The following is a 24,649-nucleotide window of genomic DNA, read 5'->3' on the forward strand; positions in this document are numbered from 1 at the left end:
GTGCCCGTGACCATCATCGTTACGGACGGGCTGACCAAGACGTACGGCGGCGGGGTGACCGCCCTCGCGGACCTCACCGTCGCGGTCGATGCCGGCGTCATCGGGCTCGTCGGCGCCAACGGCGCCGGCAAGAGCACCTTCATCAAAATCATGCTGGGGCTGGTGCCGCCCACCGGCGGCACCGTCCGGGTCTTCGATCTCGACCCCGTCACACAGACCGACCGGGTCCGCGCCCGGGTCGGCTACATGCCGGAGAACGACTGCCTGCCACCGGACGTCTCGGCCGCCGAGTTCGTCACCCACCTGGGCCGGATGAGCGGGCTGCCGAAGACCACCGCCCGCGAGCGCGCCTCCGAGGCGCTGCGGCACGTCGGCCTCTACGAGGAGCGCTACCGGCAGATCGGCGGCTACTCCACCGGCATGAAGCAGCGGGTCAAGCTGGCCCAGGCGCTCGTGCACGACCCCGACCTGCTGCTGCTCGACGAGCCCACCAACGGCCTCGACCCGGCCGGCCGCGACGCCATGCTCGCCCTGGTCCAGCGGATCGGCACCGAGTTCGGCATCTCCGTGGTGGTCTGCTCGCACCTGCTCGGCGAGGTCGAGCGGATCTGTGACTCGCTCATCGCCATCGAGGGCGGCCGCCTGCTGCGCGCCGACCGGATCTCGTCGATGACCGCCGCCTCCGACGTGCTCGCGGTCGAGGTCGCCGACGGCGCCGACGACCTCGCCACCGCCCTCACCGAGATGGGCCTCGCCGTCACCCGGGACGGGCGGGTGCTGCTCGTGTCGATGGAGTCGGATGCCGCGTACGACCGGATCCTGCGGGCCGTCACCGACCTCGACCTCAACCTGCACCGACTCGACCAGCGCCGGCACCGTGTCGCCGAGCTCTTCACCACGAAGGAGACCGCCGATGTCTGAGACCGGCGTAATCCATGACATCGGATACCAGCGGTACGACGGGCCCCGGCTGGGCCGCGCCGCCATGCGGCAGGCGCTCTACGTGCACGGGCTGCGCTCGGCGTACGGGCTGGGCCGCTCCGCCAAGGCGAAGATCTTCCCCTGGCTGGTCTTCGGGATCATGCTGCTCGTCGCCGTGATCCTGGCCGCGGTCCGGTCCACCGTCGGCGAGGTGATCTTCACCTACGACCAGTTCGCCGACCAGATGAGCTTCCTGATCATCTTCTTCGTGGCGATCGTCGCGCCGCAGCTGGTCTCGCGCGACCTGCGGTCCGGCACCCTGCCGCTCTACTTCAGCCGGCCGCTGCGTGCCGCCGACTACGTGACCTCGAAATACGCCGCCCTGGTCAGCGCGATCTGGCTGCTGCTCGGTGTGCCGCAGTTCATCATGTTCCTCGGCGCCGCGTTCACCACCAAGACCGGCTTCAAAGGCGTGTGGAACGAGGTCCTCGACCTGGTGCCCGGCTGGGGCTACAGCCTGCTGTGGGCGCTGATGTTCGCCGGCATCGGCCTGCTGGTCGCCTCCTTCACCGGCAAGCAGGCGTTCGCGGCCGGCGGCATCGTCGCGGTCTTCCTGATGACCACCCCGATCGTCGGCGTGCTCGCCTCGCTGCCCTCCACCACCGCCAACAGCCTGGCCGGCCTGGGCAGCCCGATGACCCTGATCGGCGGCGTCGGTCAGTGGATCAGCGGCGGCCCGGGCATCGGCCTCGACCTGGGCCGGTTCGGGCCGATCTACGCCATCGAGGCGGTCTGCCTGATCGCCGTCTGCCTCCTGCTCCTGCTGGCCCGCTACCGGAAGGTGGCCTCCCTGTGACCGCCCAGACCCTCCCGGCCGAGACGTCCACCGCCGCCACCAACGGCGTGGTCGACCTGGTCAACGTCTCCCGCTGGTACGGCAACGTGGTGGCGGTCAACGACATCTCGATGTCGCTCAGCCCCGGCGTCACCGGCCTGCTCGGCCCGAACGGCGCCGGTAAGACCACCGTGCTGCACATGATGGCCGGCTTCCTCGCACCCTCCCGGGGCCTGGTCACCATCGACGGCAAACCCACCTGGCGAAACCCGGCCGTCTACCGCGACCTCGGCCTCGTCACCGAGCGGGAGGCGGTGCACGGCTTCCTGACCGCCCGCCAGTTCGTGACCGCCTGCGCCAAGATGCAGAAGCTCAAGGACCCGGAGGGCGCCGCCCAGCGGGCCCTGGAACTGGTCGAGATGACCGGCGCCGCCGAACGCCGCATCGAGACGTTCTCCAAGGGCATGCGCCAGCGCACCCGGGTCGCCGCGTCGCTCGTGCACGAGCCCCGCGTACTGCTGCTGGACGAGCCGTTCAACGGCATGGACCCGCGCCAGCGGATGCACATGATGGAGCTGCTGCACTCGCTCGGCGACCGCGGCCACACCATCCTGTTCAGCTCGCACATCCTGGAGGAGGTCGAGCAGGTCGCCGGCCTGGTCCAGGTCATCGTGGCGGGCCGGCTCGCCGCCTCCGGCGACTACCGCAAGATCCGCCGGCTGATGACCAACCGGCCGCACGTCTTCGCCGTGCGCAGCTCCGACGACCGCCGGCTCGCCGTCGCGCTGATGGCCGAGAAGTCGGTCGCCGGCATCGAGATCGAGGCGACCGGGCTGACCGTGCGCGCCTCCGACTACGGCAGCTTCACCCGCGTGCTGCCCCGCATCGCACTCGACCAGGGGATCCGCCTGCACCAGCTGGTGCCGTCCGACGAGTCCCTGGAGAGCGTCTTCTCCTACCTGCTGGAGGGCTGATGTCCACGGTCGCTTTCATCACCGCGCGCGGCCTCTTCGGCCGCCGCCGGGCCCTGCTTCTCCTGCCGCTGCCGGTGCTGCTCATCGGCCTGGCCGCGCTCTGCCGGCTGTACGACGTGTCGCCCGACATGTGGGGCCAGGCGGTCATCGTCGCCCTCGGCCTGGCCGTGGTCCTGCCGGTCGTCGCCCTGATCGTCGGCACCGGCGTTCTCGGCTCCGAGGTCGACGACGGCACCATCGTGCACATCCTCACCAAACCGCTGGCCCGGCGCGACATCATCCTCGCCAAGTACGCGGTGGCCGCCTCGGTCACCACCGTCGTCTCGGCGGTGCCCCTGTTCGTCACCGGCGTCCTGGCCGGCTCGGTGAAGCTCGGCGGCGCCCTGGCGGTGGCAGCCACCGTCGGCGCCTTCGCCTACTCCGCGCTGTTCCTGCTGTTCAGCCTGATCAGCCGCCGCCCGGTGCTGGTCGGTCTGGTCTACATCCTGGTCTGGGAGGGCCTGCTCGGAAACTTCGTCTCCGGCACCAAGAACCTGGCCATCGGCCAGTACGTCATCGCCATCACCGACAAGATCGCGCCGAACGGCATGATGCAGACGCCGGTCGGCCTCACCACGGCCATCGTGATGAGCGCGATCTTCACCATCGTCGGCACCGTCTTCGCCATCAACCGCCTCGGTTCCTTCAGCCTGGCCGGCGAAACCAGCTGACCGCTCAAGACAGCTGGGGAAGGGCCTTACCCATACGGGGAAGGCCCTTCCCCAGCTTGGCGTACGACAACTAGTCTGTTGCTGGTAGGTCGATGACCGTCGGGGCGGGATGTGTTGAACAGAAACGTTCATCAAGGTCTGCACGGTGAGGGTTTCATTTAGGCGCTGGCATGCGCGGGTGGTTTCACCACCTCCCGGATGAATCTGGATCTTGACGGTGTGGACTGGCAGATCGCATGCCCCGGCCCACGTGGGACGACTCGCTCACCCAAGATCGAGGTTCAGGTGAAGACCTCCGCCGAGATCGAGGTCAACGAAGGCAGGATTCGCCATCGGCTGCGTGTCGCCCACTTCAACAACCTGGCCGGTCCGGGCTTCCAGATTCCCCGTTTCTGGCGCTGGTGTCCTCGCGTCGCAGCGCTCGCCGACTGGTATCGGGCCTGACTTACGGACGCGGAACGCGACGCGGTCGCTGCGGGGTGAGGGCCGAGTCCGGGTCGGCGAGGCGAAAGCCCTATGTCGATGCTGGAGAAGCGAGCCTGTCAGGCGATGGCCGCGATGTTGCCGTCGTCGAAGTAGATGGCCTGGTGAAGGCGCCCGCCGAGGGCGGAGGCGTACCGGGCCAACACGTCCTGGCCCGAGATCTTTCCCTGCTCGATCTGGGACACCCGGCCTTTGGTCACGCCCATCCGTTCCGCCACCTGTTGCTGCGTCAAGCCCCGGGCTCGGCGTACCTCGGCCAGCCGATGACCGATGACGGTCGCGAGTATCTCGTTCTTGCCGTCGGCCACGGCCTCCTCGCCGCCCGCTCGTTCGACGTGCTCGTCCCGGATGTCGACCCACCGAGCGTAGCTATTCATCTCGGTCTCCCCCCCTCGTCGGCGCGTTCCTTGAGGTACGTCTCGTAGCGTCGTTCCGCCAGCGGAATGGCCTCGTGGTACCACTCGTTCCAGCGGCCGGACTTGTCTCCTGCCACGAGAAGAATGCTGGACCGCCATGGATCGAAGGCGAACAGGATCCGCACCGTGCCAGGACGTAATTCTTTCAGATTGGCTATGGAGGAGCCGTGGATCGTGTCCACGACCGGACGGCCGAGTCCGGGGCCGTGTTCGGCCAGGAGATCGAGTGCCTGGGTCACCCGTCTGTGGGTGGTGTCGTCGAGTCCTTCGATCCAAGTGCGCACCTCGTTGACAAGGTAGATGTCCCACTCCGCCGTGGCCATACGCGAAAGTGTAGCGATCGGTAAACCTGCGGGAATCGCTGGATCGGAGGTCGGCGTTCGATCGGTAGGCCCTGTGCAAAACCCGCACCTGTGGCGCACCTGTGGCGCACCTGTGGCGCGATCGGCCGGCCGGCAACGCTCGCGTGGTACCGGACGGGCGCTGCGCGACAAGGATCTGGTCGGCCGAGAAGGTAAGGCACAGTCGCGCCTCGCGAGGTGGAAAGCGAGAACGGAACGATGACGGCGAGGCCCCGTACCGGGATCCGGTACGGGGCCTCGCCGTGTGGAAAGGGCGACGGTCAGCCGGTGTTGCGCATGCCGGCGGCGATGCCGTTGACCGTGGTGAGCAGGGCGCGTTCCAGGGCCGTCGAGTCGGACGGGCCGCGGCGGGCGCCCGGGGCGGTCGGCATCTGGCGGCCCGCGTCGCCCAGCTCGCGGTACTGGCGCAGCAGGGCGACCTGGAGGTGGTGCAGCGGCTCCAGGTAGGTGTCGCGGACGCCGAGGGTGCGGGAGAGCTCCGGCTGGTTCGACAGGAGCTCGGTGTCACCGGTGATCGCCAGAACCTCCTGGACGGTCAGCGCGTACTCCTGCTCGATCTTCTCGAAGATCGGGTGCAGCCCCTCGGGGACCAGGGTCTCCACGTAGCGGCGGGCGATCGACAGGTCGGTCTTGGCGAGCATCATCTCGACGTTCGACAGGAACGTGCGGAAGAACTGCCATTGCTCGTGCATGGCGTCGAGTTCGGCGCCGAGGCCGGCGGCACGGACCGCGGCCAGGCCGGTGCCGACACCGAACCAGCCGGGGACGATCTGCCGGGTCTGGGTCCAGCCGAACACCCACGGGATCGCCCGCAGGCCGCTCAGGCCGGCGTCCGCGTTGGGACGCTTGGCCGGGCGGGAGCCGATGTTCAGCGCGCCGAGCAGCTCGGTCGGGGTGGCGGCCCAGAAGTAGGCGGCCAGGTCCGGGTCCTCGACGAGCGACCGGTACCGGGCGAACGCCGCGTCCGAGGCGGTGTCCATCACCGAGTCCCACTCCGCGAGGCGCACCGGGTCGACCGAGAGCGTGGTGTGCAGCAGGGTCGCCTGGAGCACCGCGGCGACGGTCAGTTCCAGGTTCTCCCGGGCCAGCGACGGGAGCGTGTACTTGTCGGAGATGACCTCACCCTGCTCGGTCACCTTGATCGCGCCGTCGAGCGTGCCGTACGGCTGGGCCAGGATCGCCTCGTGGGTGGGACCGCCACCGCGGCCGACCGTGCCACCGCGGCCGTGGAAGAGGCGCAGCCGCACCCCGTGCCGGGCCGCCACGTCACGCAGCGACCGCTGCGCCTTGTGGATGCGCCACTGGCTGGTGGTGATGCCGGCCTCCTTGTTGGAGTCCGAGTAGCCGAGCATGACCTCCTGGATGTCGCCGCGCGCGCGGACGATCTCCCGGTACGCCGGGGTGGAGAGCATCTCGTCCAGCAGGTCACCGCCGGCGTCCAGCTCGGCCGGGGTCTCCAGCAGCGGCACGATGCCGACCTGGGCCCGCCCGGTGTGGATGTCGACGAGCCCGGCCTCGCGGGCCAGCACGGCCGCGGCGAGCACGTCGTCGACGCCGAGGGTCATCGAGATGATGTACGACTCGATGACCTCCTCACCGAACCGCGCCTGCGACTCCCGGATCGTGTTGAACACGTCGAAGGTCTTGCGCGCCGAATCGGTGAGCGGCGTGTCGTTGCTGGACAGCGGCCGCCGCCCGGTCAGTTCGGCGGCGAGCAGCTTGGTCCGTGACGCCCGGTCCAGGGTGGCGTAGTCGTCCACCTCGCCGACCTGCGCGTACATCTGCTGGAGCACCTCGTGGTGCTTCTCGGCGTGCTCGCGCACGTCGAGGACGGCCAGCTGCATGCCGAACGCGGACGCCTTGCGGATCGCGGTGGAGACCACGCCGACGGCGGACAGCTGCCCGGAGTTGCGGGCCAGCGAGGCGCGCATCAGCTCCAGGTCGGAGATCAGCTCGGCGCTGCCCAGGTAGTCGCGGCCGGGCACGTGCGGGGTGCCGTTGACCAGCCGGGCCCGGGTGTTGGCCAGCTTCGCCTTGATCGCCCGGACCTTCAGGCGGTACGGCTCCTCGGCGTTGACCCGGCGGAACCGCGGCGCCACCTCGGGCAGGTTGTCGAGGTCCTGGGCGAGGCTGGCGGACAGGTCGAGGGAGACGCCGCGCAACCGCCGGGAGACCGACAGCTCGTCGATCAGCTTGTCCATCGCCTTCTCGGTGGCCTGGATGCCGTGCTCGTGCTGGATGAGCAGGACGTCCCGGGTGACCGCCGGGGTGACGAACGGGTTGCCGTCCCGGTCGCCGCCGATCCACGAGCCGAAGGTGAGCGGCCGCGAGGTGGGCGCGGTCTCCACACCGAGCCGGCGCAGCGTGTCGGCCAGGTCGTCGAGCACCTGCGGGGCGGCGTCGGCGTACAGATCCTTGAGGTAGTAGACGGCGTTGCGGGCCTCGTCGGTCGGGTCCGGCCGGTCCAGGCGCAGCTCGTCGGTCTGCCAGAGCAGGTCGATCAGCTCGGCGAAACGCTTGGTGGAGGTGGTGGTGTCGGTGTCGCCGAACAGCGCGGCGGCGGCCGACTCGGCGTCCAGCGAGTCGGCGACCTGGCGCAGCTTCGACAGGATCGACCGGCGGGAGGCCTCGGTGGGGTGGGCCGTGAAGACCGGGCGGATGGCGAGGCGGCGGGCCGCGGCGGCGATCTCGTCGGCCGGGACGCCCTTCTCGGCGATCCGCTTGGCGGCCTGGTCCAGCCAGCCGCCGTTCTTCGCCCGGCGGCGGCGCAGATCGCGCGAGCGGTGCACCTGCTCGGTGACGTTCGCCAGGTGGAAGTAGGTGGAGAAGGCCCGGGCCAGCTTCGTGCCGGTGGTGATGTCCATGGCCGAGAGGCGGTCGGCGGCGGCGCGGGCGTCCTGCCGCACCAGGGCGCGGATCTCCTCGACCAGATCGAGCAGGGGCCGCCCTTCCTGGCGGGCCAGCGTCTGGCCGAGCAGCGTACCGATCCGGCGGATGTCGGCACGTAGCGCGGCGTCGGATCCCTCTCGATCGTCGAGTTGGGCAGGCTGCTCTGTCATCGGGGCGCTCCTTCACTCGGATGGCTCCAGGACGGCGCTGTCCCGACTTCGCCGATGTTATCGGCGCACCCCGGTCATGGGGTGGATTGGTTCAAGAGTCTCATGACCCGGTCAGTGATCGTGCATAGGTCGGATACCAGTGACCTGCGGGTGGAGCCCCGGAGACACAGTCACCGTCCGATTCCCCGGGCCTTTTCACCCAGAGGTACGCGTCCGCGAGCCGATGTCCGGTGCGGCGTGTCGGCGCTGTCCCGAGCCGTCGTCCGGGCGGGTTGCACCAGCGCCGGTCGCCGGTCATCCGGCGGGCCGGGCCGTTGCCGTTGCGGCTCGTGTCGACGACGAAATGACGGCCGCCGAGGAGACGGGACACTTCCGTTCCGTACCGCAGGTTGTCGGCCGTGGTCTCGAAGTTGGCGACGTTGAGCGAGAAACCGCGGGCGCGGGTGGCGCCGGCCCGGCGCAGCGCCGGCGCGATCCGGGCGGCCGGGATCCACCGGGGGTGGCCGGCGTCCACGTAGACGGCGACGCCGGGGTTCGCCCGCAGCGTGTCGACGGCGTGGGCGAGCAGCGCGTACCGCTGGGCCACGCCGCGCGGGCCGAGACAGTGCCCGCCGGCGGCGTGCGCCACCGCGTCCGGTTCGAGGATCACCAGGGCGCGGTGCCCGCGCATCGCGCCGGCCATCGAGGAGATCCAGTTCCGGTACGTCCGCGCGGTGCGGGCGCCACCGGCCGAATACCCGCGGCAGTCCCGGTTCGGGATGAAGTAGAGCGTCAGCACCGGCGTCCGCCCGGCCCGGCGTGCCGCCCCGACGAGCGCGCGAGCCCGGTCGGCGAACCCGGGCCGGGCGTCGGTGAACCAGACCGCGGCGGGCCGGTCGGCGATCCGCCGGATGACGGTGGCCTCCGCGTGCCGTCCGGACGCGCGCAGATTACGCAGGTAACGCGCGGCCTGCCCGCCCGGGTCGACGTAGAAGCCGGCGGCCGGTGCGGGGTGGCCGGGCTGGTGCGGGGGCAGCACGCCGCCGCCCGTGCCGAGGAGGAGGGCCAGCAGCAGGGCCCGGCGCCGGCCCGTCAACGAACCGGTCCCCACCGGGCCGGGGACAGTACGCCCTGGTCGCTCACGAGGACAGCATGAGGCACCCGGACGGCGCCGGAGCCGTTCGCCGGCCACGGTCACCCGGACGGCGTAAGCGGGAAAGGAAGCCCCTATACCGGACATATCATGCGATAACGCGCGGGTTGCGGGTTGTGTCGGCGAGTCGGACTAAGCTGAGCAACGCACCCCCGCCCGGGTTTCCGGACCGGGGTCGTTCGTCGTGCCCTCAGGGGGTCTTCTTCCATGCAACTCTCCGGTCTGATTCCCGCCGCCCTGCGCGACCGAGGTCTGGCCCGCGCCCGTGATCTGGCGGCCAAGGGCTTCGTCGACTCCGACTCGCTGGACCTGACCGCACCGGTCTCGCTCCGGCCGTTCGTGGTGGCCACCGTCGCCGGCGCGGCCGACATCGGCGGCGCCCAGCGGCCGGTCCTCGCGGTGACCGCCACCTCCCGGGAGGCCGACGACCTGGCCGACGCCCTCGGCTGCCTGATCGACCCGTCGCTGGTGGCCGTCTACCCGTCCTGGGAGACGCTGCCGCACGAGCGGCTGTCGCCGCGCTCCGACACCGTCGGCCGCCGCCTCGCCGTGCTGCGCCGGCTCGCCCACCCCGGCGACACGCCGCTGCGGGTCGTCGTGGCCCCGGTCCGGTCGATGCTCCAGCCGCAGCTCAAGGGCCTCGGCGACCTCGAGCCGGTGGAGCTGACCGCCGGCGGCGCGGCAGAGCTGGAGACGGTCGCCCGGCGGCTGTCCGACATGGCGTACGCGCGGGTCGACCTGGTCACCAAACGCGGCGAGTTCGCGGTCCGCGGCGGCATCCTGGACGTGTTCCCGCCCACCGACGAGCACCCGTCCCGGGTCGAGTTCTGGGGCGACGAGGTCGAGGAGATCCGCACCTTCGCGGTCGCCGACCAGCGCACCATCGACCAGGTGCCGCGGCTGTGGGCGCCGCCCTGCCGCGAGCTGCTGCTCACCCCGGCCGTCCGGGACCGCGCCCGGCAGCTGTCCACGCGGTACCCGGAACTGGCCGAGATCCTCGACAAACTCGCCGAGGGCATCCCGGTCGAGGGCATGGAGTCGCTGGCGCCGGCGCTGCTCGACGACACCGACAGCATGGAGCTGCTGATCGACTGCATGCCGGCCGGCACCCACGTGCTGCTGTGCGACCCGGAGCGGATCCGCACCCGGGCGCACGACCTCACGCGTACCTCCGACGAGTTCCTGGAGGCCTCCTGGGCGGCGGCCGCCGTCGGCGGCCAGGCACCGATCGACGTCGGCGCCGTCGCTTTCAAGAGCCTCGCGGACGTCCGTGCGCACGCGGCCGTTCTCAAGCAGCCGTGGTGGACCGTCTCCCCGTTCGGCCTGGCCACGGCCGAGGCGCCGGCGGAGGCGCTGCCCTGGGAGGACGCCACCCCGGTCGAGGTGAGCCCGGATCTGGGCGACGCCGTCGCGCTGGCCGCCCAGCCGGTCCCGCTCTACCACGGCGACACCGCCCGCCTGGCCGCCGACCTGTCCGGATGGGCCGCTCAGGGCTGGGCCATCGCGCTCGTCTTCGAGGGCAAGGGCACCGCGCAGCGGGCCGCCGAGCTGCTGCGCGACGCCGGCCTGGGCGTCACCCCGGTCGACGCGATCCCCTCGGCCATCCAGGACGGGCAGCTGCTGATCACCTGCGGCGGGCTGAACCACGGCTTCGTCGACGAGGCGTCCCGGCTCGCGGTGATCACCGGCAACGACATCTCCGGCGGCCGCGGCGCGTCCACCAAGGACATGCGCAAGATGCCGGCCCGGCGCCGCAACACCATCGACCCGCTGGAGCTCAAGACCGGCGACTTCGTGGTGCACGAGCAGCACGGCATCGGCCGCTACATCGAGCTGGTGCAGCGGACCGTCAACGGCGCCGACCGGGAGTACCTGGTCATCGAGTATGCCGCGTCCAAACGGGGCCAGCCCGGCGACCGCCTCTACGTGCCCACCGACCAGCTCGACCAGCTGTCCCGCTACGTCGGCGGGGAAGCGCCCAGCCTGCACAAGATGGGCGGCACCGACTGGCAGAAGAGCAAGGCGCGGGCCAAGAAGGCGGTCAAGGAGATCGCCGCCCAGCTCATCCAGCTGTACGCGGCACGCCAGGCCTCCTCGGGCCACGCGTTCGGGCCGGACACCCCCTGGCAGCGCGAGCTGGAGGACGCGTTCCCGTACACCGAGACCCCGGACCAGATGGCCGCCATCGTCGAGGTCAAGCACGACATGGAGCTACAGGTCCCGATGGACCGGCTGATCTGCGGCGACGTCGGTTACGGCAAGACCGAGATCGCGGTACGGGCGGCGTTCAAGGCGGTGCAGGACGGCAAGCAGGTGGCCGTGCTCGTGCCGACGACGCTGCTCGCCCAGCAGCACTACAACACGTTCACCGAGCGGATGAGCCAGTTCCCGGTGCAGATCAAGCAGTTGTCCCGGTTCCAGACGCCGAAGGAGGCCGCCCTCACCCTGGAGCAGGCCGCCGACGGCACCGCCGACATCGTCATCGGCACCCACCGGCTGCTCTCCAAGGCGACCCGGTTCAAGAACCTCGGCCTGATCATCGTGGACGAGGAGCAGCGCTTCGGCGTCGAGCACAAGGAGCAGCTCAAGGCACTGCGCGCGTCGGTGGACGTGCTGACCATGTCGGCCACCCCGATCCCGCGGACCCTGGAGATGGCGATCACCGGCATCCGGGAGATGTCCACCATCGCCACCCCGCCGGAGGAGCGGCACCCGGTCCTCACCTACGTGGGGGCGTACGACGAGAAGCAGGTGGCCGCCGCCATCCACCGCGAGCTGCTGCGCGACGGCCAGGTCTTCTACCTGCACAACCGGGTCGAGTCGATCGACCGGGCCGCCCGCAAACTGCGGGAGCTGGTCCCCGAGGCCCGGGTCGCGGTGGCGCACGGCCAGATGAGCGAGGAACAGCTCGAGAAGGTGATGGTCGGCTTCTGGGAGAAGGAGTTCGACGTCCTGGTCTGCACCACGATCGTCGAGTCCGGCATCGACATCCCGAACGCCAACACCCTCATCCTGGAACGCGCCGACCTGCTCGGTCTCGCCCAGCTGCACCAGATCCGCGGCCGGGTCGGCCGGGGCCGCGAGCGGGCGTACGCGTACTTCCTCTACCCGCGGGAGAAGCCGCTCACCGAGCACGCCCACGAGCGGCTCGCCACCATCGCCCAGCACACCGAGCTCGGCGCCGGCATGTACGTCGCGATGAAGGACCTGGAGATCCGCGGCGCTGGCAACCTGCTCGGCGGCGAGCAGTCCGGCCACATCGAGGGCGTCGGCTTCGACCTGTACGTGCGGATGGTCGGCGAGGCGGTCGCCCAGTTCAAGGGCGAGCGCCCGGAGGAGGAACCGGAGGTCAAGATCGACCTGCCGGTGGACGCACACCTGCCCACCGAGTACATCTCGGTCGAGCGCCTGCGCCTGGAGATGTACCGCAAACTGGCCGAGTCCCGCGACGAGCCGCGGCTCTCCGAGGTCGTCGCCGAGATGACCGACCGGTACGGCGAGCCCCCGGCCCAGGTGGCCAACCTGATCGCGGTCGCCCGGTTCCGGCTGCTGGCCCGGGCGTACGGGCTCAGCGACGTCTCCATGCAGGGAAAGCACATCCGGCTCTCCCCGCTGGCCCTGCCCGACTCCAAGCAGTTGCGGCTCAAGCGCTACCACCCGGACGCCGTCTACAAGACCGGCGCCGACCAGGTCAGCGTGCCCCGGCCCAGCACCCGCCGGGTCGGCGGCGAGCCGCTGCGCGACCAGGCCCTGCTGCAGTGGTGCGCCCAGCTGCTCAAGGACGTGCTCGGCGAGGCACCGGCCCCGGCGCCGGTCGTGGTCAAGGGATGAGATCGACAAGGGGCCGGGGCGATGAAGGTCACAGGGGACGTGAGAGAGTGTTGACCATGCTGTGTGCTCGCCGAGTCGCCTCCGCCGTTGTCGCCGCGTCCCTCGCCGTGGGCGGCCTCTCCGCCTGCCGTACGGACTCGACCGTGGCCGCCTATCTCGGCGACGCCGGGCAGGTGTCCGAGCAGGAGGTCCAGAGGATCTGGGACGAGGCGTACGACAGCCTCACCACCCAGGCCCGGGCCGCGGCCGCCGAGGCCGAGCGGCAGCAGCGCGCCAAGGAGGAGGAGCTGCGGCAGGCCGAGCAGGAGGTCACGCCCGCGCCGACCATCACGGCCACCCCCGTGCAGATGCCGTTCAGCCGGGGCGACATCGTGCACGCGCTGGTCAGCCGGGAGCTTTACGACCGGGTCGCCGCGCAGCGCTCGATCACCCTGCCCGCCGACGTGCCGTACGAGGAGGAGGCCGCCCAGCGCAAGCTGCCCGCCGGCCTGGAGTACACCAAGCTCTACATCGACAACCTCTACCTGCAGACGCTGCTGCTCCAGTCGTTCCTCTCGTCCACCCCGCCGGCCGAGGAGGACATGCGCCTGGTCTACGACAGCCTGGGCGCCGCCGGCGGTGTCGAGCCCGGCCAGGACTTCACCACCTGGATGTCCCAGCAGTCCGAGCAGAACCTCCAGGTGGTGGCGGCCGCCGCTCAGGTCCGTGAGCAGGTGGAGAGCGCCGCCGACCAGCTGCACGTCAAGGTCAACCCGCGCTACCAGCCGTTCCGGGTGAGCGTGCTGGAGATCCAGGGCGAGACCGACGCGCTCCAGCTGCTCGGCACCGACCTCGGCGACGACCAGTCCATGCCGGTGGCCGACGTCTCTTGAGCATCCGGATCATTCTGCTGGTCACCTCGCCACGGCTGCCGGCCGGGCTGCTGACCGCGGAGGCGTGGGACGCCGTCCGGGCGTACCCGGTCTTCGCCGCCGCGGACAGCGCCCAAGCCGAGGCCCTGCGGGTGACCGGTGTCGCGGTCACGATCCTGGACACCGACCCGCAAGGCCTGCTCGACGCGATCGCCGGGCAGCCGGCCGCGGTGTGGCTCGCCGGACCGCACGGCGACCAGGACTTCGCCCGGCAACTCGGGCTGCGCCTGGCCCGCGAGCCGGGCCTCGCCGAGCTGGAGCTGATGTACGGCTCGTGGGACCCGCCCGGCGCCCGTCTGCTGGACGCCGTCACCGTGATGGACCGTCTCGCGTCACCCGGCGGCGACCCGTGGAAACGGGCACAGACCCATCTGACGCTCGCCCCCTACCTGATCGAGGAGGCGTACGAGGCGTACGACGCGATCGCCGGTGACGACGCGGGCGCGCTCCGCGAGGAGCTCGGCGACGTGCTGCTCCAGGTGGTGCTGCACGCCCGGCTCGCCGAGGACCACGACGAGAGCGACCGCTGGAGCATCGACGACGTGGCCGGCGACCTGGTGGAGAAGATGATCCGGCGCAACCCGCACGTCTTCGCCGGCGAGCGGATCGAGGACATCGAGGAGATCACCGCCAACTGGGAGCGGATCAAGCGCGAGGAGAAGGCGCGGGATTCGGTGCTGGACGGGATCGCGATGAGCCAGCCGTCGCTCGCCCTGGCCGCGAAGATCCTGCACCGGGCCGAACGGGCCGGGCTGGACGTGCCGCTGCCGGCCGGCGAGGACCTGGGCAGCCTGCTGTTGCGGGTGGTCGCCGAGGCCCGGGCCGCCGGTCTGGACCCCGAGGCCGAGTTGCGGGCCGCCACGATTGCTTTCGCCGAGGCGGTGCGTGCGGCGGAAAACGCCGGTCCGTCCGAGTAGGTTTCACGGCATGCCGGAGTTCGTACCGCTTGCCGAGCGGATCGTCGACGCCCTGTTGGAGAGCGACCCCGTCACCGCCTTCTACGCGGGCGAGCATCGCTTCGACGACCGCCTGCCCGACCACTCCGACGCCGGCGTGTCCGGTAGGCTCACCATGCTGCGTGACGCCGGTGACGCGCTCAGCGGCGTCGACCCCGACGGGCTCGATCCGGAGGACCAGGTCGACCACGCCATCCTCACCGGCCAGGTGGACCGGGCGCTGTTCGAGCTGAGCGAGATCCGTGAGCACGAGTGGAACCCGTTGGAACACAATCCCGGGCCGCTGCTGCACGGGCTGATCGCCCGCCCGTTCGCGCCGCCGGCGGAGCGGCTGACCAGCCTGGCCGCCCGGCTCGGCGCGATCCCGGACGCGCTGGCCACCGCCCGCGCCGTGCTGCGTGACGTGCCCCGGATCCACATCGAGACCGCGGTCGGCCAGTTCGCCGGCACGGCCGGGCTGATCCGTGCCGAGATCCCCGCCATGCTCACACAGGAGCCCGGGATGCGGGCCACCGTGGAGCCGGCGGCCGAGGCGGCACTCGCCGCGTTGGGCGAGTTCGACGGCTGGCTGCGCGCCCGGCTGGACAGCGGCGAGCCCGGCCGGGACCCACGGCTCGGCCGCCGCCTGTGGGAGGCCCGGCTCTGGCACACCCTCGACACCGAACTGTCCGCGGCCGAGGTGCTCAGCCGGGCACGGGACAACCTGGACCGGGTCGGTGAGGCGCTGCGGGCGGCGTCGGCCGAGCTGGTCGGCGGCCCGGCCACCGACGAGACGGTTCGCCGCGCCCTCGACTCGATCGCCGAGCGGCATCCGGACAACACCTCCATCGTCGGCCTGGCCAAGGTGACGATGGAGGAGGCGACCGAGTTCGTCCGGCGGCACGACATCGTTTCCCTGGTGGACGATCCGTGCGTCATCGAGGAGATGCCGGAGTTCGCCCGGGGCGTCGCGGTGGCCTACTGTGACCCGCCGGGCCCGCTGGAGACCGCCGACGTCCCCACCTTCTACTGCATCGCCCCGGCCCCGGCGGACTGGCCCGCGGAGCGGATCGCCAGCTTCTACCGGGAGTACAACGACGAGATGCTGCGCAACCTCACCGTCCACGAGGCGATGCCCGGCCACTTCCTGCAGATCGCCCACTCGCGGCGGTTCCGGGCCGCGACCCGGGTCCGTGCGCTCGGCTGGTCCGGTCCGTTCGTCGAGGGCTGGGCGGTGTATGCGGAGGAGCTGATGACCGGCCTCGGCTTCGGTGGCCTGCCGGTCCGGCTGCAGCAGCTGAAGTTGCAGCTGCGGATGAGTCTCAACGCGATCATCGACCAGCTCACGCACTGCGAGGGGATGGCCGAGCCGGAGGCCATGGAGCTGATGACCGGCCGCGGTTTCCAGGAGGAGGGCGAGGCGGCCGGCAAGTGGCGGCGGGCGTTGCTCACCTCGACGCAGCTGTCCACCTATTTCGTCGGCTACACCGAGGTCGCGGCGATCGCGGCGGCCCGGCCGTTCGGCGCCACCCCGAAGGCGTGGCACGACGCCATGCTGGCGCATGGTTCTCCACCGCCCCGCCACCTGCGCTCTCTGCTGGGCGTCTGAGCGTGTTGAGTTGAGGCGCGAATCGCGCCTCAACTCAACACGCCAAGCGGGGTGGTCGGCCGTACGTCAGGCGGGGTGGCCGCCCGGTGGGCGGTCAGCCGGTTCGGTGGTCGACGAAACGCGCCCCGGCGGGCATGACGAAGTCGAACTCACCGGCGTGCGGCTGGTAATCGGTCAGCACCATCTCGACCGGGGCGCCGGCCACCGTCCCGGTGAAACCGGCGATGGCCCCCTCGACCGTCACACAGACATCGAAGTCGGGCGTCGCCACATGATCCACTCCACCCAGCTGGAGGCAGGAGGCGGTCCGCTCGGCGATCGTGGTCTCCCGCGTCCGGACCGCCAGGTCCGGGTCGATCGCCGCCGCGTTCAGCAGCGTGAGGACCGTGTCCGGCGTCACCAGGCCGGCGGTGGGCGGCAGCTCGTCGGCGGTGCCGCGCGGATCGGTGGCGGTGCAGACGGTCTCCTCGCCGGCGTCGGCGCACCGGGTGAGGGCGTCCGGCGTCCGGATCAGGCGGCCGGACGGGTAGGCGTAGGCGACACGGGCCGGCTCCTGCGAGCGGGTGATCCGGGCGGCCTCGCCGCCGGCCAGCCGGTAGGTGGCCGTCCAGCTCTGGCCGCCCGCGCCGGCCAGCCGATCGGCGACCTCGCTGACCAGGTCGGCTCCAGCGACACCGGCGGCCCCGGCCGGGTCGATTCCGGTGCAGCCGGAGGCGCCGAGAAGACCGAGGACGAGCAGGGAACCGGCGAGCCGGGAGCCGGCGGGGACGCGGCGCGGGGTGGCGGGCACGAGACCACCCTTGCGTACCCGGCCCACCCCGCGCAATCGAGTATCCCGTGGCGATCGTCGATTAATTGAGGACCAATGGACTGACATTTTCAGGGCGGAGGGCCCCAATTTCGGAATCGGTATTCCACGCCCGATTTCCGGGAATCATCGGAGGCTGACGACCTCGGCCCGCCCCTGCGCCGCGATCGCCTCGGCACCGATCGCCTCGGCGGCCGCGGCCTCCCGCCTCGCCATGGCCTGGAGGCGGAACACGTACCGTCGGATGATTCTGGCCTGTTGCTCGTTGTGATCGAAGATCGCCACCATCTCGACCATGAGCGGGCCGCGCACCGGAACCTGCTGCTGCAGCGAACTCACCCGCAGCGCGGTGGCCGGGAACTCCACCACCTCGGTGCCCAGCTGCACCCGGAGCAACATCTGCTCGCCCGGCCGCAGCTCGACGTTGCTGAAGTGGGCGCGCACGGACCGCTCGCTGATGTCGTGCACCTTGCCGATGGCCTGCGGTTCGTTGGCACGTACCAGCAGGATGCTCTCACCCCCGCCGCCCCGCACGTAGTTCCGCAGCTGTTCGATCTCCGGCTCACCGGGCAGCGTCACGTCGATCCGGTTCTCGTCGACCCGCACCACCGTCCCGCGCTGCACGTACCGGCCACGAGGGCCGGCCGGCCAGCGGAGGGTCACCGGGGAGCCGGTCGTCAGCGGGACGTCGACGAGGGGCAGCGACAGGGTCACGGTGGCCTCGGCGACCCGGACCACCCGAACTTCCGGGAGGCTCCGGTCTCCATGGTCCATCTCGACGCGCGACCCGTCGGCGGGAAACAGGCTACTGGTCATAGTGCCCACCGATTCGGCAGCTCCGTCGCGGGTTTGAGGCATAGTGGGCGTCGAGTTGACCGGCCCCGCGAACATGCGAGTGCTCGACTAGATACGCTCTCCGGTGTGGTCGGCCCGCAGGGTCGCGGACCGAAACTGTGTATTCGTACAAACGTTAGGGAGCGACACGACCAATGGCCACCATTGAAGCAATCGTCGCGCGCGAGATCCTCGATTCTCGGGGCAACCCGACCGTTGAGGTCGAGGTGGGCCTGGACGACGGATCGGTAGGCCGCGCCGCGGTGCCGTCCGGCGCCTCCACCGGTGCGTTCGAGGCGCTCGAGCTGCGCGACGGCGACAAGGGCCGCTACCTCGGCAAGGGTGTCGAGAAGGCGGTCAGCAACATCGAAGAGCAGATCGTCGAGGAGCTCGTCGGGTACGAGGCCTCCGACCAGCGTCTGATCGACCAGAAGATGCTCGACATCGACGGCACCCCGGGCAAGTCGAACCTCGGCGCGAACGCCATCCTCGGCGTCTCGCTCGCCGTGGCCAAGGCCGCCGCCGCCTCCGCCGAGCTGCCGCTGTTCCGCTACCTCGGCGGACCGAACGCGGCGCTGCTGCCCGTGCCGATGATGAACATCCTGAACGGTGGGTCGCACGCCGACTCCAACGTCGACGTGCAGGAGTTCATGATCGCCCCGATCGGCGCCCCGACCTTCCGTGAGGCCGTGCGCAGCGGCGCCGAGGTCTACCACGCGCTCAAGTCGGTGCTGAAGAAGAAGGGCCTGTCCACCGGCCTCGGCGACGAGGGCGGCTTCGCGCCGAGCCTGTCGGCGAACGTCGCGGCCCTGGAGCTGATCGCCGAGGCCGTGCAGGCCGCCGGTTACACCCTGGGCAGCGACATCGTGCTGGCCATGGACGTCGCTGCGACCGAGTTCCACAAGGACGGTGCGTACGTCTTCGAGGGCGCCCCGAAGTCGACCGAGGAGATGATCGCGTACTACGCGAAGCTCGCCGCCGACTTCCCGATCGTCTCCATCGAGGACCCGCTGGACGAGGAGGACTGGGCCGGCTGGAGCGCGATGACCGCCGAACTCGGTAGCAAGATCCAGATCGTCGGCGACGACCTGTTCGTCACCAACCCGCAGCGCCTGGCCCGCGGCATCGCCGAGAACGCCGCCAACGCCCTGCTGGTCAAGGTGAACCAGATCGGCTCGCTCACCGAGACGCTGGACGCCGTGGAACTGGCCCACCGGGCCGGCTTCAAGACGATGATGTCGCACCGCTCCGGTGAGACCGAGGACGTCACCATCGCCGACCTGGCCGTCGCGGTCGGCTCCGGCCAGATCAAGACCGGCGCCCCGGCCCGGTCCGACCGGGTCGCCAAGTACAACCAGCTCCTGCGCATCGAGGAGCAGCTGGAGAGCGCCGCCCGGTACGCCGGTGCGGGCGCGTTCCCGCGTTACCGCGTCGGCTGACCCACCGGCGTCGGATCATCGAGTTTGTGGCACCCGCCTTCGGAGACATAGATTTCCGGGTGGGTGCCACGAACACGTGACGGTAGGCGGGGGAGGGCGAGATGGCGGAACGCCGTACACCGAGCGGCCAGGGCCCGGCCCGGCGAACCGGTGGCCGCCCCACCCCGCCCCGGACGAGGAACACCGGCCCGATCCGGGTGCCGGCCTCCCGGCGTAGCTCGTCCGGGGCCGGCGGCACGGCCGCGAAACGTACCGAGGCGCCGCGTCCGCGCGCGCTGACCGGCCGGGCCACCGTCCTGATAGCCCTGGTCGTCGCACTGGCGCTGGCGTACACGTACCCCGTCCGGGTGTATTTGAAGCAAGAGGCCGAGATCGCCGAGATGGAGCGGGCGCAGGCCGTGCAGCGGGCCGAGATCGCCGAGACCGCGAAGACCCTCGAGAAGTGGAACGACCCGGAGTACCTGCGCATCCAGGCCCGGGAGCGGATCTTCTACGTGCGCCCGGGTGAGACGCCCCTGCTCGTCGTGAACGACAAGGACGGCGCCGCCCGCAAGGCGGACGGGCAGACCCCGGCGGCCGCCCCGGACCGCTGGTACGACACGCTGTGGAGCAGTGTCCAAGCCGCCAACGCAGAGCCCCAGGACTGATTTCGGACTGATGGAAGAACCCACGCCCGCCGACCTCGACATCGTGGCGGCCCAGCTAGGCCGCCGTCCCCGGGGGACCCGGGCCGTCGCGCACCGCTGCCCGTGCGGCAACCCCGACGTGGTGGAGACGTCGCCACGCCTCGACGACGGCACACCGTTCCCGACCCTCTTCTACCTCACCTGCCCGCATGCCACGGCCGCCTGCAGCCGTCTGGAGTCGGCCGGTGTGATGCGCGACATGCAGGAGCGTCTCAGCACCGATCCGGAGCTCGCCAAGAGATACGCGGCCGCCCATCAGGACTATCTGGACCGGCGAACCGCCATCGAGGACGTTCCGGAGATCAGCCACGTCTCGGCGGGCGGCATGCCGGACCGGGTCAAGTGCCTGCACGTCCATCTCGGGCACGCGCTGGCGGCCGGCCGGGGTGTCAACCCGTTCGGTGACGAGGTGCGCGACGCGATCGAGCCGTACTGGGCCGGTGGCCCGTGCGTGCGCCCGGCGGTCGACGAGTGATCATCCGTCGTGCCCGGACCGGCGACGTCCGGGCGATCCGGGCGCTCGTCGACACGTACACCACCGATCGCCGCCTGCTCAGCAAGGCCACCGTCACCCTGTACGAGCAGGTGCAGGAGTTCTGGGTGGCGGCCGACGAGGAGGACCGGGTCGTCGGCTGCGGGGCCCTGCACGTGATGTGGGAGGACCTCGCGGAGATCCGGACCGTCGCGGTCGACCCGGCACGCCGCGGCCGCAAGATCGGCCACAAGATCGTCGCCGCGCTGCTCGACCAGGCGCGCGAACTCGGCGTACGCCGGGTGTTCTGCCTCACCTTCGAGACCCGTTTCTTCGGGTCGTTCGGGTTCACCGAGATCGACGGCGCGGCCGTGCCGCACGGCGTCTACGAGCAGTTGCTGCGCTCCTACGACGAGGGCGTCGCCGAATTCCTCGACCTGGAACGGGTCAAGCCGAACACGCTGGGGAACACCAGAATGCTGCTGCACCTATGAGCGAGTCGCCGACCTCGACGTGGAATCCACGCGGCGGGAGCGTCCGGGTCGCCGCCATCGACTGCGGCACCAACGCGATCCGTCTGCTGATCGCCGACGTCGACGGGGACAAGCTCGTCGACGTCGCCCGGCGGATGGAGATCGTGCGCCTCGGTGAGGGCGTGGACCGTACCGGGATGCTGGCCCCGGCCGCGATCGAGCGGACCCGGCAGGCGCTGCTCGGCTACGCCGCCGAGATCGCCGAGCTGGGCGTCACCCGGGTCCGGATGTGCGCCACCTCGGCCAGCCGGGACGCGTCGAACGCGCAGGACTTCCGCGACATGGTGCGCGGCGTGCTCGGCGTCGACCCCGAGGTGATCACCGGCGAGCAGGAGGCCCAGCTCTCCTTCGACGGCGCCGTCCGCGGCCTCGGCGCCCAGGGCCCCTACCTGGTCTTCGACCTGGGCGGCGGCTCCACCGAGTTCGTCACCGGCGTCACCGGCGTCGAGCGTGCCGTCTCGATGGACATCGGCTGCGTCCGGATGACCGAGCGGCACCTGCACAGCGACCCGCCCACCCCGGCCGAGCTGGCCGCCGCCGAGGCCGACGTCGCCGAGGCCGTCGACACGGCGCTCGCCGCCGTCTCCGGCCGTGAGGCCCGGACTCTGGTCGGCCTGGCCGGGACGGTCACCACCGTCGCCGCTCTCGCTCACGATCTGGAGGTGTACGACTCCGCGCGCATCCACCACAGCCGGGTCGACGCCGCGGCCGTGGCCCGGGTGACCGGCGATCTGCTGGCCATGACCGTCGCGGAACGCCTCGCCCTGCCGGTGATGCACCCCGGCCGGGCCGACGTGATCGGCGGCGGCGCCCTGATCATGAAGATGATCATCGAGCGTTCCGGCCACGACTTCGTGATCGCCTCCGAACACGACATCCTCGACGGCATCGCTTTCGGGCTGGCTCTCTGATTCCGCGCACCACCCCGCCGGGTATTGCGCTGTTGACGGTACTTCGGATTGCGCAGTAGTGTGCTCCGCGTGGATCCGACCCAGTTACTCAAGGGCGTGCTCGATCTCGCCGTCCTCGCCGTCCTGCGCGACGAGGACGGATACGGCTACGACATCCTTCGCCGTCTGCGCACGGCCGGCCTGGAGGACGTCGGCGACGCGTCCGTCTACGGCACGCTCCGCCGGCTGTTCAACAACGGCCTGCTGAACAGCTATGTCGTGCCCAGCGACGAGGGCCCGCACCGGAAGTACTACGCGCTCAACGCGGCCGGTCGCACCGAGCTGCAACGCTCGGGCAAGGTCTGGAGCGGCTTCGCATCGATCATGGATGATCTTCTTCGCGAGCGGGGGAAGGCGTGAACCTCACGGCACAGGACGAGATCGCCGTCTACATGGAGGGCGTCCGGCTGGCACTGGCCGGCCTGCCGGCCGCGACCCGGGACGAGTTGCTCGAGGACCTGCCCGAGCATCTGGCCGAGGTCCTCGCCGAAGGCGGTGGATCCCTCACCGACCGGCTCGGGCCACCGGAGGCCTACGCGGCCGAGCTCAGCGCCAGCGCCGGCCTCGCCACCGGCGGGCACTCCTCCGAGAGTCGCTCACGCTACGCGGCGGTCACCGACCGGGCTGCCCGGCATCGTGCCCGCGTCCGCCAGGCGATGCACCGCGCCGACGTGCGCACAGGCCCCATCCTGGGGTACGCGAGGGCAAGCGAATTCCTGGTGCTCCTACGACCGGCCTGGTGGGTTCTCCGCGGCTACCTGGCGGCCATGGCGGTCGCCTTCATGCTGGACGGCAACGCCCCCATCGGTCTGGTGCCCCGGGCCGGCGGCGACGACTTCGCGGCCGTTCTGCTGCTGTCCCTCGGCATCCTCGGCTCCATCTGGCTCGGCCGCCGCGGCACCCCGGCCCGCAAGTGGCCCCGCCGCGCGCTCCGCCTCGCCAGCGCCTACCTGGTGATCTTCGCCCTGGTCGGCTTCTTCGAGGTCGACTCCGCGGCCCGGCGGGACGGCTACCAGGAGGTCGGCTACAACGGCTGGAACGAGTTCACCGACGTCCGCGATGTGTATGTCTACGACCGCGACGGCCGCCTGATCTCCGGCGTCCAGCTCTACGACCAGGACGGCAACCCGATCCGCCTGGGCGAGCCCTACTGCGAGGACCCGGTGAGCGGCCTGGGTGTCCCCAGCCGCACCCTCGGCTACCCGCACTGCCCCGACGCCGCCCCGTACCGCACCGGCGACCCCACCACCACGCCGAAAGCCTCGGACGCGCCAACCACCTCGGCACCAACCACCTCGGCGCCGTCCACGAACGCCTCGGCCACCCCGGCGGCCTCGCCCAGCGGCGCCCCGACCCCGGCCGACGGGGCCCCGGCCGACGGGGCGAAGCCGTCCGTCAAGCCACCCGCCCCGGTCCCGGTCGGCTGAGGCGGCGCGGGAGAGGGGCAAGCCGGGCCGCTCAAGCTGATCGGCATGGCCGGCATCGCTGGTGGAGGAGAGAGAAGGGGAAAAGGGGGATCGCGCGTCAGCGATGGTGATCGCTATTCTCGCCGTCCCGGCGATCGATATCCGGTCGTGCCCCCGGAAGGACCCCCATGACTGACCCGGTTGCGCCCACTCAGCCCGGGGGCGTCGTCCCGCCGGGCGAGGATGGGACCGTCCCGCCGCCGAGCAGCGGTCAATCCGGGTCCGCAACGTCCCCGGCCGCGTCTGCCGGTTCGGCTGCGTCTGCCGGTTCGGCTGCGTCTGCCGGTTCGGCCGCGCCTGTCGGTTCGGCCGCGCCTGTCGGTTCGGCCGCGCCTGTCGGTTCGGCCGCGCCCGCTGTAGTGCCGGATCTTCCGACCGGCTCCGCCGGGCCGCCTGTGGCATCGGGCGTTCCGGGGGATCCCATCGCGTCGGCTGTGGCGGCCGGTCATGCCGGAGGGCCGGGGCTCGCCGGAGGGCCGACTGTGCCGCCTGCCGAAATTGCGGCTCCAACTCTCCTGGGTGGGCCTGACCCGGTGCCGGGGTATGCGCCCACCGTGGTCGGGTTTCCGGGCTTTCCGCCGCCGTCTGGTTTCGCGTCTCCGAGCTCTCCCCCGCCGTCTGGTTTCGCGCCGTCCGGCTTTCCTCCGGAGACGGCCCCGCCGAAGAAGAAGGTGCTCGGCAAGGTCCTCGGCATCCTCGGCGCCATCGTGGTGATCGCCGTCGTCGCGGTGATCAAGGTTGCGGTCGTTCGGCTGGCGGGTGAGTCGACGGCGGAAGCCGAAGCAGGTGACTGCGTCTCGATCGGCAAGGAGCTGGATTCGGAGGTGTCCGAGACCACGGCCGACCTCGTCGACTGTTCCTCCAGCGAGGCCGCCTACACCGTCGTGGGCCGGGTCGACGGCACCACCGATGTCCTGGGCAGCGCCTGCGACCAGTACTTCAAAGAGGGCGACGACGCGGTCGTCCTCGCCGGTGGTGACGGCGGCGACGGCTACCTGCTCTGCGTGATCGCCAGGCCCTGACCGCCGAGCGGGCCCGATATCGCGGCGCCAGGCCGGTCTCAACCGGTTCGGGACAGCTTTCCCGAACGGCTGGATCCCGCCCGCCGGCTCGATGAGCACGTGTCGCGGCTCGGTGGCGACGGCGTCCACGGTTTCGCATGGTCTTCCGGGCGGCTACGGCGTGGCTTGGTAGGCCACTGCTCGGTCCACGGCCGGCCCGGCAGACTGCGGCGGGTTCGGCGGGTCCCGGCTCGGCTTACGGCGGGTTGGCGGCCACTGCCC

The 24,649-nt window shown here is 71.0% G+C and carries 23 protein-coding genes; 17 read left to right on the forward strand and 6 right to left on the reverse strand.

Translation table 11 applies throughout. From position 1 onward, the window contains the following. The first annotated feature begins 6 nt into the window (after positions 1-6). The 5 genes from AB0I88_RS05290 (at position 7) to AB0I88_RS05310 (ending at position 3,884) form a co-directional block, all read left to right on the forward strand. Positions 7-921 carry an ABC transporter ATP-binding protein gene (locus tag AB0I88_RS05290; RefSeq protein ID WP_361018571.1) on the forward strand — a complete coding sequence of 305 codons (915 nt, stop codon included), beginning with the start codon at positions 7-9 and terminating at the stop codon, positions 919-921. Then, positions 914-1,777, forward strand: coding sequence for an ABC transporter permease (locus tag AB0I88_RS05295; RefSeq protein WP_361018574.1), 864 nt, complete (start codon positions 914-916; stop codon positions 1,775-1,777). Before AB0I88_RS05290 ends, AB0I88_RS05295 begins: the two co-directional genes overlap by 8 nt. Next, positions 1,774-2,730: an ABC transporter ATP-binding protein gene (locus tag AB0I88_RS05300; protein ID WP_361018578.1), complete on the forward strand. Its 957-nt coding sequence runs from the start codon at positions 1,774-1,776 to the stop codon at positions 2,728-2,730. Before AB0I88_RS05295 ends, AB0I88_RS05300 begins: the two co-directional genes overlap by 4 nt. Continuing rightward, positions 2,730-3,440 (forward strand): ABC transporter permease, encoded by a 711-nt coding sequence (locus AB0I88_RS05305; protein WP_361018581.1) that lies wholly within the window; start codon positions 2,730-2,732, stop codon positions 3,438-3,440. Before AB0I88_RS05300 ends, AB0I88_RS05305 begins: the two co-directional genes overlap by 1 nt. 219 nt (positions 3,441-3,659) lie before the next feature. Beyond that, entirely contained in the window at positions 3,660-3,884 is a 225-nt protein-coding gene (locus AB0I88_RS05310) for a hypothetical protein (protein ID WP_361018584.1), read from the forward strand. A gap of 98 nt (positions 3,885-3,982) precedes the next feature. On the opposite strand, the gene AB0I88_RS05315 is transcribed toward AB0I88_RS05310, so the two are convergent. The 4 genes from AB0I88_RS05315 to AB0I88_RS05330 form a co-directional block, all read right to left on the reverse strand. Further along, a complete protein-coding gene (locus AB0I88_RS05315; RefSeq protein ID WP_361018587.1) occupies positions 3,983-4,300 on the reverse strand; it encodes a helix-turn-helix transcriptional regulator in 318 nt (105 codons plus the stop codon). Beyond that, entirely contained in the window at positions 4,297-4,662 is a 366-nt protein-coding gene (locus AB0I88_RS05320; protein WP_361018590.1) for a type II toxin-antitoxin system RelE/ParE family toxin, read from the reverse strand. The genes AB0I88_RS05315 and AB0I88_RS05320 overlap by 4 nt, the downstream gene beginning before the upstream one ends. A gap of 299 nt (positions 4,663-4,961) precedes the next feature. Continuing rightward, positions 4,962-7,760 (reverse strand): phosphoenolpyruvate carboxylase, encoded by a 2,799-nt coding sequence (gene ppc / locus AB0I88_RS05325; protein WP_361018594.1) that lies wholly within the window; start codon positions 7,758-7,760, stop codon positions 4,962-4,964. Between the two features lie 100 nt (positions 7,761-7,860). Then, positions 7,861-8,835 carry a glycoside hydrolase family 6 protein gene (locus AB0I88_RS05330; RefSeq protein WP_361018597.1) on the reverse strand — a complete coding sequence of 325 codons (975 nt, stop codon included), beginning with the start codon at positions 8,833-8,835 and terminating at the stop codon, positions 7,861-7,863. Positions 8,836-9,099: 264 nt separating this feature from the next. On the opposite strand from AB0I88_RS05330, the gene mfd reads away from it, so the two are divergent. The 4 genes from mfd to AB0I88_RS05350 are packed head-to-tail and all read left to right on the forward strand — an operon-like array spanning position 9,100 to position 16,178. Beyond that, the gene (gene mfd / locus AB0I88_RS05335) at positions 9,100-12,723 is read left to right on the forward strand and encodes a transcription-repair coupling factor (protein WP_361018600.1); all 3,624 of its coding nucleotides are present in this window, start codon (positions 9,100-9,102) and stop codon (positions 12,721-12,723) included. Positions 12,724-12,779: 56 nt separating this feature from the next. After that, a complete protein-coding gene (locus AB0I88_RS05340) occupies positions 12,780-13,595 on the forward strand; it encodes a hypothetical protein (protein ID WP_361018603.1) in 816 nt (271 codons plus the stop codon). After that, positions 13,592-14,551, forward strand: a complete 960-nt coding sequence (locus AB0I88_RS05345) for a nucleoside triphosphate pyrophosphohydrolase (RefSeq protein ID WP_361018606.1) — start codon at positions 13,592-13,594, stop codon at positions 14,549-14,551. The genes AB0I88_RS05340 and AB0I88_RS05345 overlap by 4 nt, the downstream gene beginning before the upstream one ends. Positions 14,552-14,561: 10 nt before the next feature. Beyond that, positions 14,562-16,178, forward strand: coding sequence for a DUF885 domain-containing protein (locus AB0I88_RS05350; RefSeq protein ID WP_361018608.1), 1,617 nt, complete (start codon positions 14,562-14,564; stop codon positions 16,176-16,178). A 94-nt stretch (positions 16,179-16,272) separates the two neighbouring features. Here the strand turns inward: AB0I88_RS05350 and AB0I88_RS05355 are convergent, their stop codons facing one another. Further along, the gene (locus AB0I88_RS05355; RefSeq protein WP_361018611.1) at positions 16,273-16,968 is read right to left on the reverse strand and encodes a hypothetical protein; all 696 of its coding nucleotides are present in this window, start codon (positions 16,966-16,968) and stop codon (positions 16,273-16,275) included. A 144-nt stretch (positions 16,969-17,112) separates the two neighbouring features. Continuing rightward, a complete protein-coding gene (locus AB0I88_RS05360; protein WP_361018614.1) occupies positions 17,113-17,802 on the reverse strand; it encodes a hypothetical protein in 690 nt (229 codons plus the stop codon). Positions 17,803-17,975: 173 nt separating this feature from the next. On the opposite strand from AB0I88_RS05360, the gene eno reads away from it, so the two are divergent. The 8 genes from eno to AB0I88_RS05400 all read left to right on the forward strand — a co-directional run bounded on the left by eno (position 17,976) and on the right by AB0I88_RS05400 (position 24,388). Beyond that, positions 17,976-19,259, forward strand: a complete 1,284-nt coding sequence (eno, locus tag AB0I88_RS05365) for a phosphopyruvate hydratase (protein ID WP_361018617.1) — start codon at positions 17,976-17,978, stop codon at positions 19,257-19,259. 101 nt (positions 19,260-19,360) lie between these two features. Further along, the gene (locus AB0I88_RS05370) at positions 19,361-19,906 is read left to right on the forward strand and encodes a septum formation initiator family protein (RefSeq protein WP_361018620.1); all 546 of its coding nucleotides are present in this window, start codon (positions 19,361-19,363) and stop codon (positions 19,904-19,906) included. Positions 19,907-19,916: 10 nt separating this feature from the next. Next, a complete protein-coding gene (locus tag AB0I88_RS05375) occupies positions 19,917-20,420 on the forward strand; it encodes a DUF501 domain-containing protein (protein ID WP_361018623.1) in 504 nt (167 codons plus the stop codon). Further along, positions 20,417-20,911 carry an amino-acid N-acetyltransferase gene (locus tag AB0I88_RS05380; protein WP_361018626.1) on the forward strand — a complete coding sequence of 165 codons (495 nt, stop codon included), beginning with the start codon at positions 20,417-20,419 and terminating at the stop codon, positions 20,909-20,911. The genes AB0I88_RS05375 and AB0I88_RS05380 overlap by 4 nt, the downstream gene beginning before the upstream one ends. Next, a complete protein-coding gene (locus AB0I88_RS05385) occupies positions 20,908-21,861 on the forward strand; it encodes a Ppx/GppA phosphatase family protein (RefSeq protein WP_361018629.1) in 954 nt (317 codons plus the stop codon). Before AB0I88_RS05380 ends, AB0I88_RS05385 begins: the two co-directional genes overlap by 4 nt. Positions 21,862-21,930: 69 nt before the next feature. After that, positions 21,931-22,260 (forward strand): PadR family transcriptional regulator, encoded by a 330-nt coding sequence (locus AB0I88_RS05390; RefSeq protein ID WP_361018632.1) that lies wholly within the window; start codon positions 21,931-21,933, stop codon positions 22,258-22,260. After that, the gene (locus AB0I88_RS05395; protein WP_361018635.1) at positions 22,257-23,327 is read left to right on the forward strand and encodes a hypothetical protein; all 1,071 of its coding nucleotides are present in this window, start codon (positions 22,257-22,259) and stop codon (positions 23,325-23,327) included. The genes AB0I88_RS05390 and AB0I88_RS05395 overlap by 4 nt, the downstream gene beginning before the upstream one ends. A gap of 710 nt (positions 23,328-24,037) precedes the next feature. Beyond that, a complete protein-coding gene (locus tag AB0I88_RS05400) occupies positions 24,038-24,388 on the forward strand; it encodes a porin (protein WP_361018638.1) in 351 nt (116 codons plus the stop codon). Positions 24,389-24,649: the final 261 nt, after the last annotated feature.

The organism is Actinoplanes sp. NPDC049802 (assembly GCF_040656595.1).
Classification (GTDB): domain Bacteria; phylum Actinomycetota; class Actinomycetes; order Mycobacteriales; family Micromonosporaceae; genus Actinoplanes.

Bases quoted from the DNA above. Each gene is read 5' to 3' on its own strand.
- AB0I88_RS05385 (WP_361018629.1), top strand. From the start codon at position 20,908: ATGAGCGAGTCGCCGACCTCGACGTGGAATCCACGCGGCGGGAGCGTC.
- AB0I88_RS05315 (WP_361018587.1), bottom strand. From the start codon at position 4,300: ATGAATAGCTACGCTCGGTGGGTCGACATCCGGGACGAGCACGTCGAA.
- mfd (WP_361018600.1), top strand. From the start codon at position 9,100: ATGCAACTCTCCGGTCTGATTCCCGCCGCCCTGCGCGACCGAGGTCTG.
- AB0I88_RS05340 (WP_361018603.1), top strand. From the start codon at position 12,780: ATGCTGTGTGCTCGCCGAGTCGCCTCCGCCGTTGTCGCCGCGTCCCTC.
- AB0I88_RS05375 (WP_361018623.1), top strand. From the start codon at position 19,917: ATGGAAGAACCCACGCCCGCCGACCTCGACATCGTGGCGGCCCAGCTA.
- AB0I88_RS05320 (WP_361018590.1), bottom strand. From the start codon at position 4,662: ATGGCCACGGCGGAGTGGGACATCTACCTTGTCAACGAGGTGCGCACT.
- eno (WP_361018617.1), top strand. From the start codon at position 17,976: ATGGCCACCATTGAAGCAATCGTCGCGCGCGAGATCCTCGATTCTCGG.
- ppc (WP_361018594.1), bottom strand. From the start codon at position 7,760: ATGACAGAGCAGCCTGCCCAACTCGACGATCGAGAGGGATCCGACGCC.
- AB0I88_RS05295 (WP_361018574.1), top strand. From the start codon at position 914: ATGTCTGAGACCGGCGTAATCCATGACATCGGATACCAGCGGTACGAC.
- AB0I88_RS05350 (WP_361018608.1), top strand. From the start codon at position 14,562: ATGCCGGAGTTCGTACCGCTTGCCGAGCGGATCGTCGACGCCCTGTTG.
- AB0I88_RS05370 (WP_361018620.1), top strand. From the start codon at position 19,361: ATGGCGGAACGCCGTACACCGAGCGGCCAGGGCCCGGCCCGGCGAACC.
- AB0I88_RS05360 (WP_361018614.1), bottom strand. From the start codon at position 17,802: ATGACCAGTAGCCTGTTTCCCGCCGACGGGTCGCGCGTCGAGATGGAC.
- AB0I88_RS05305 (WP_361018581.1), top strand. From the start codon at position 2,730: ATGTCCACGGTCGCTTTCATCACCGCGCGCGGCCTCTTCGGCCGCCGC.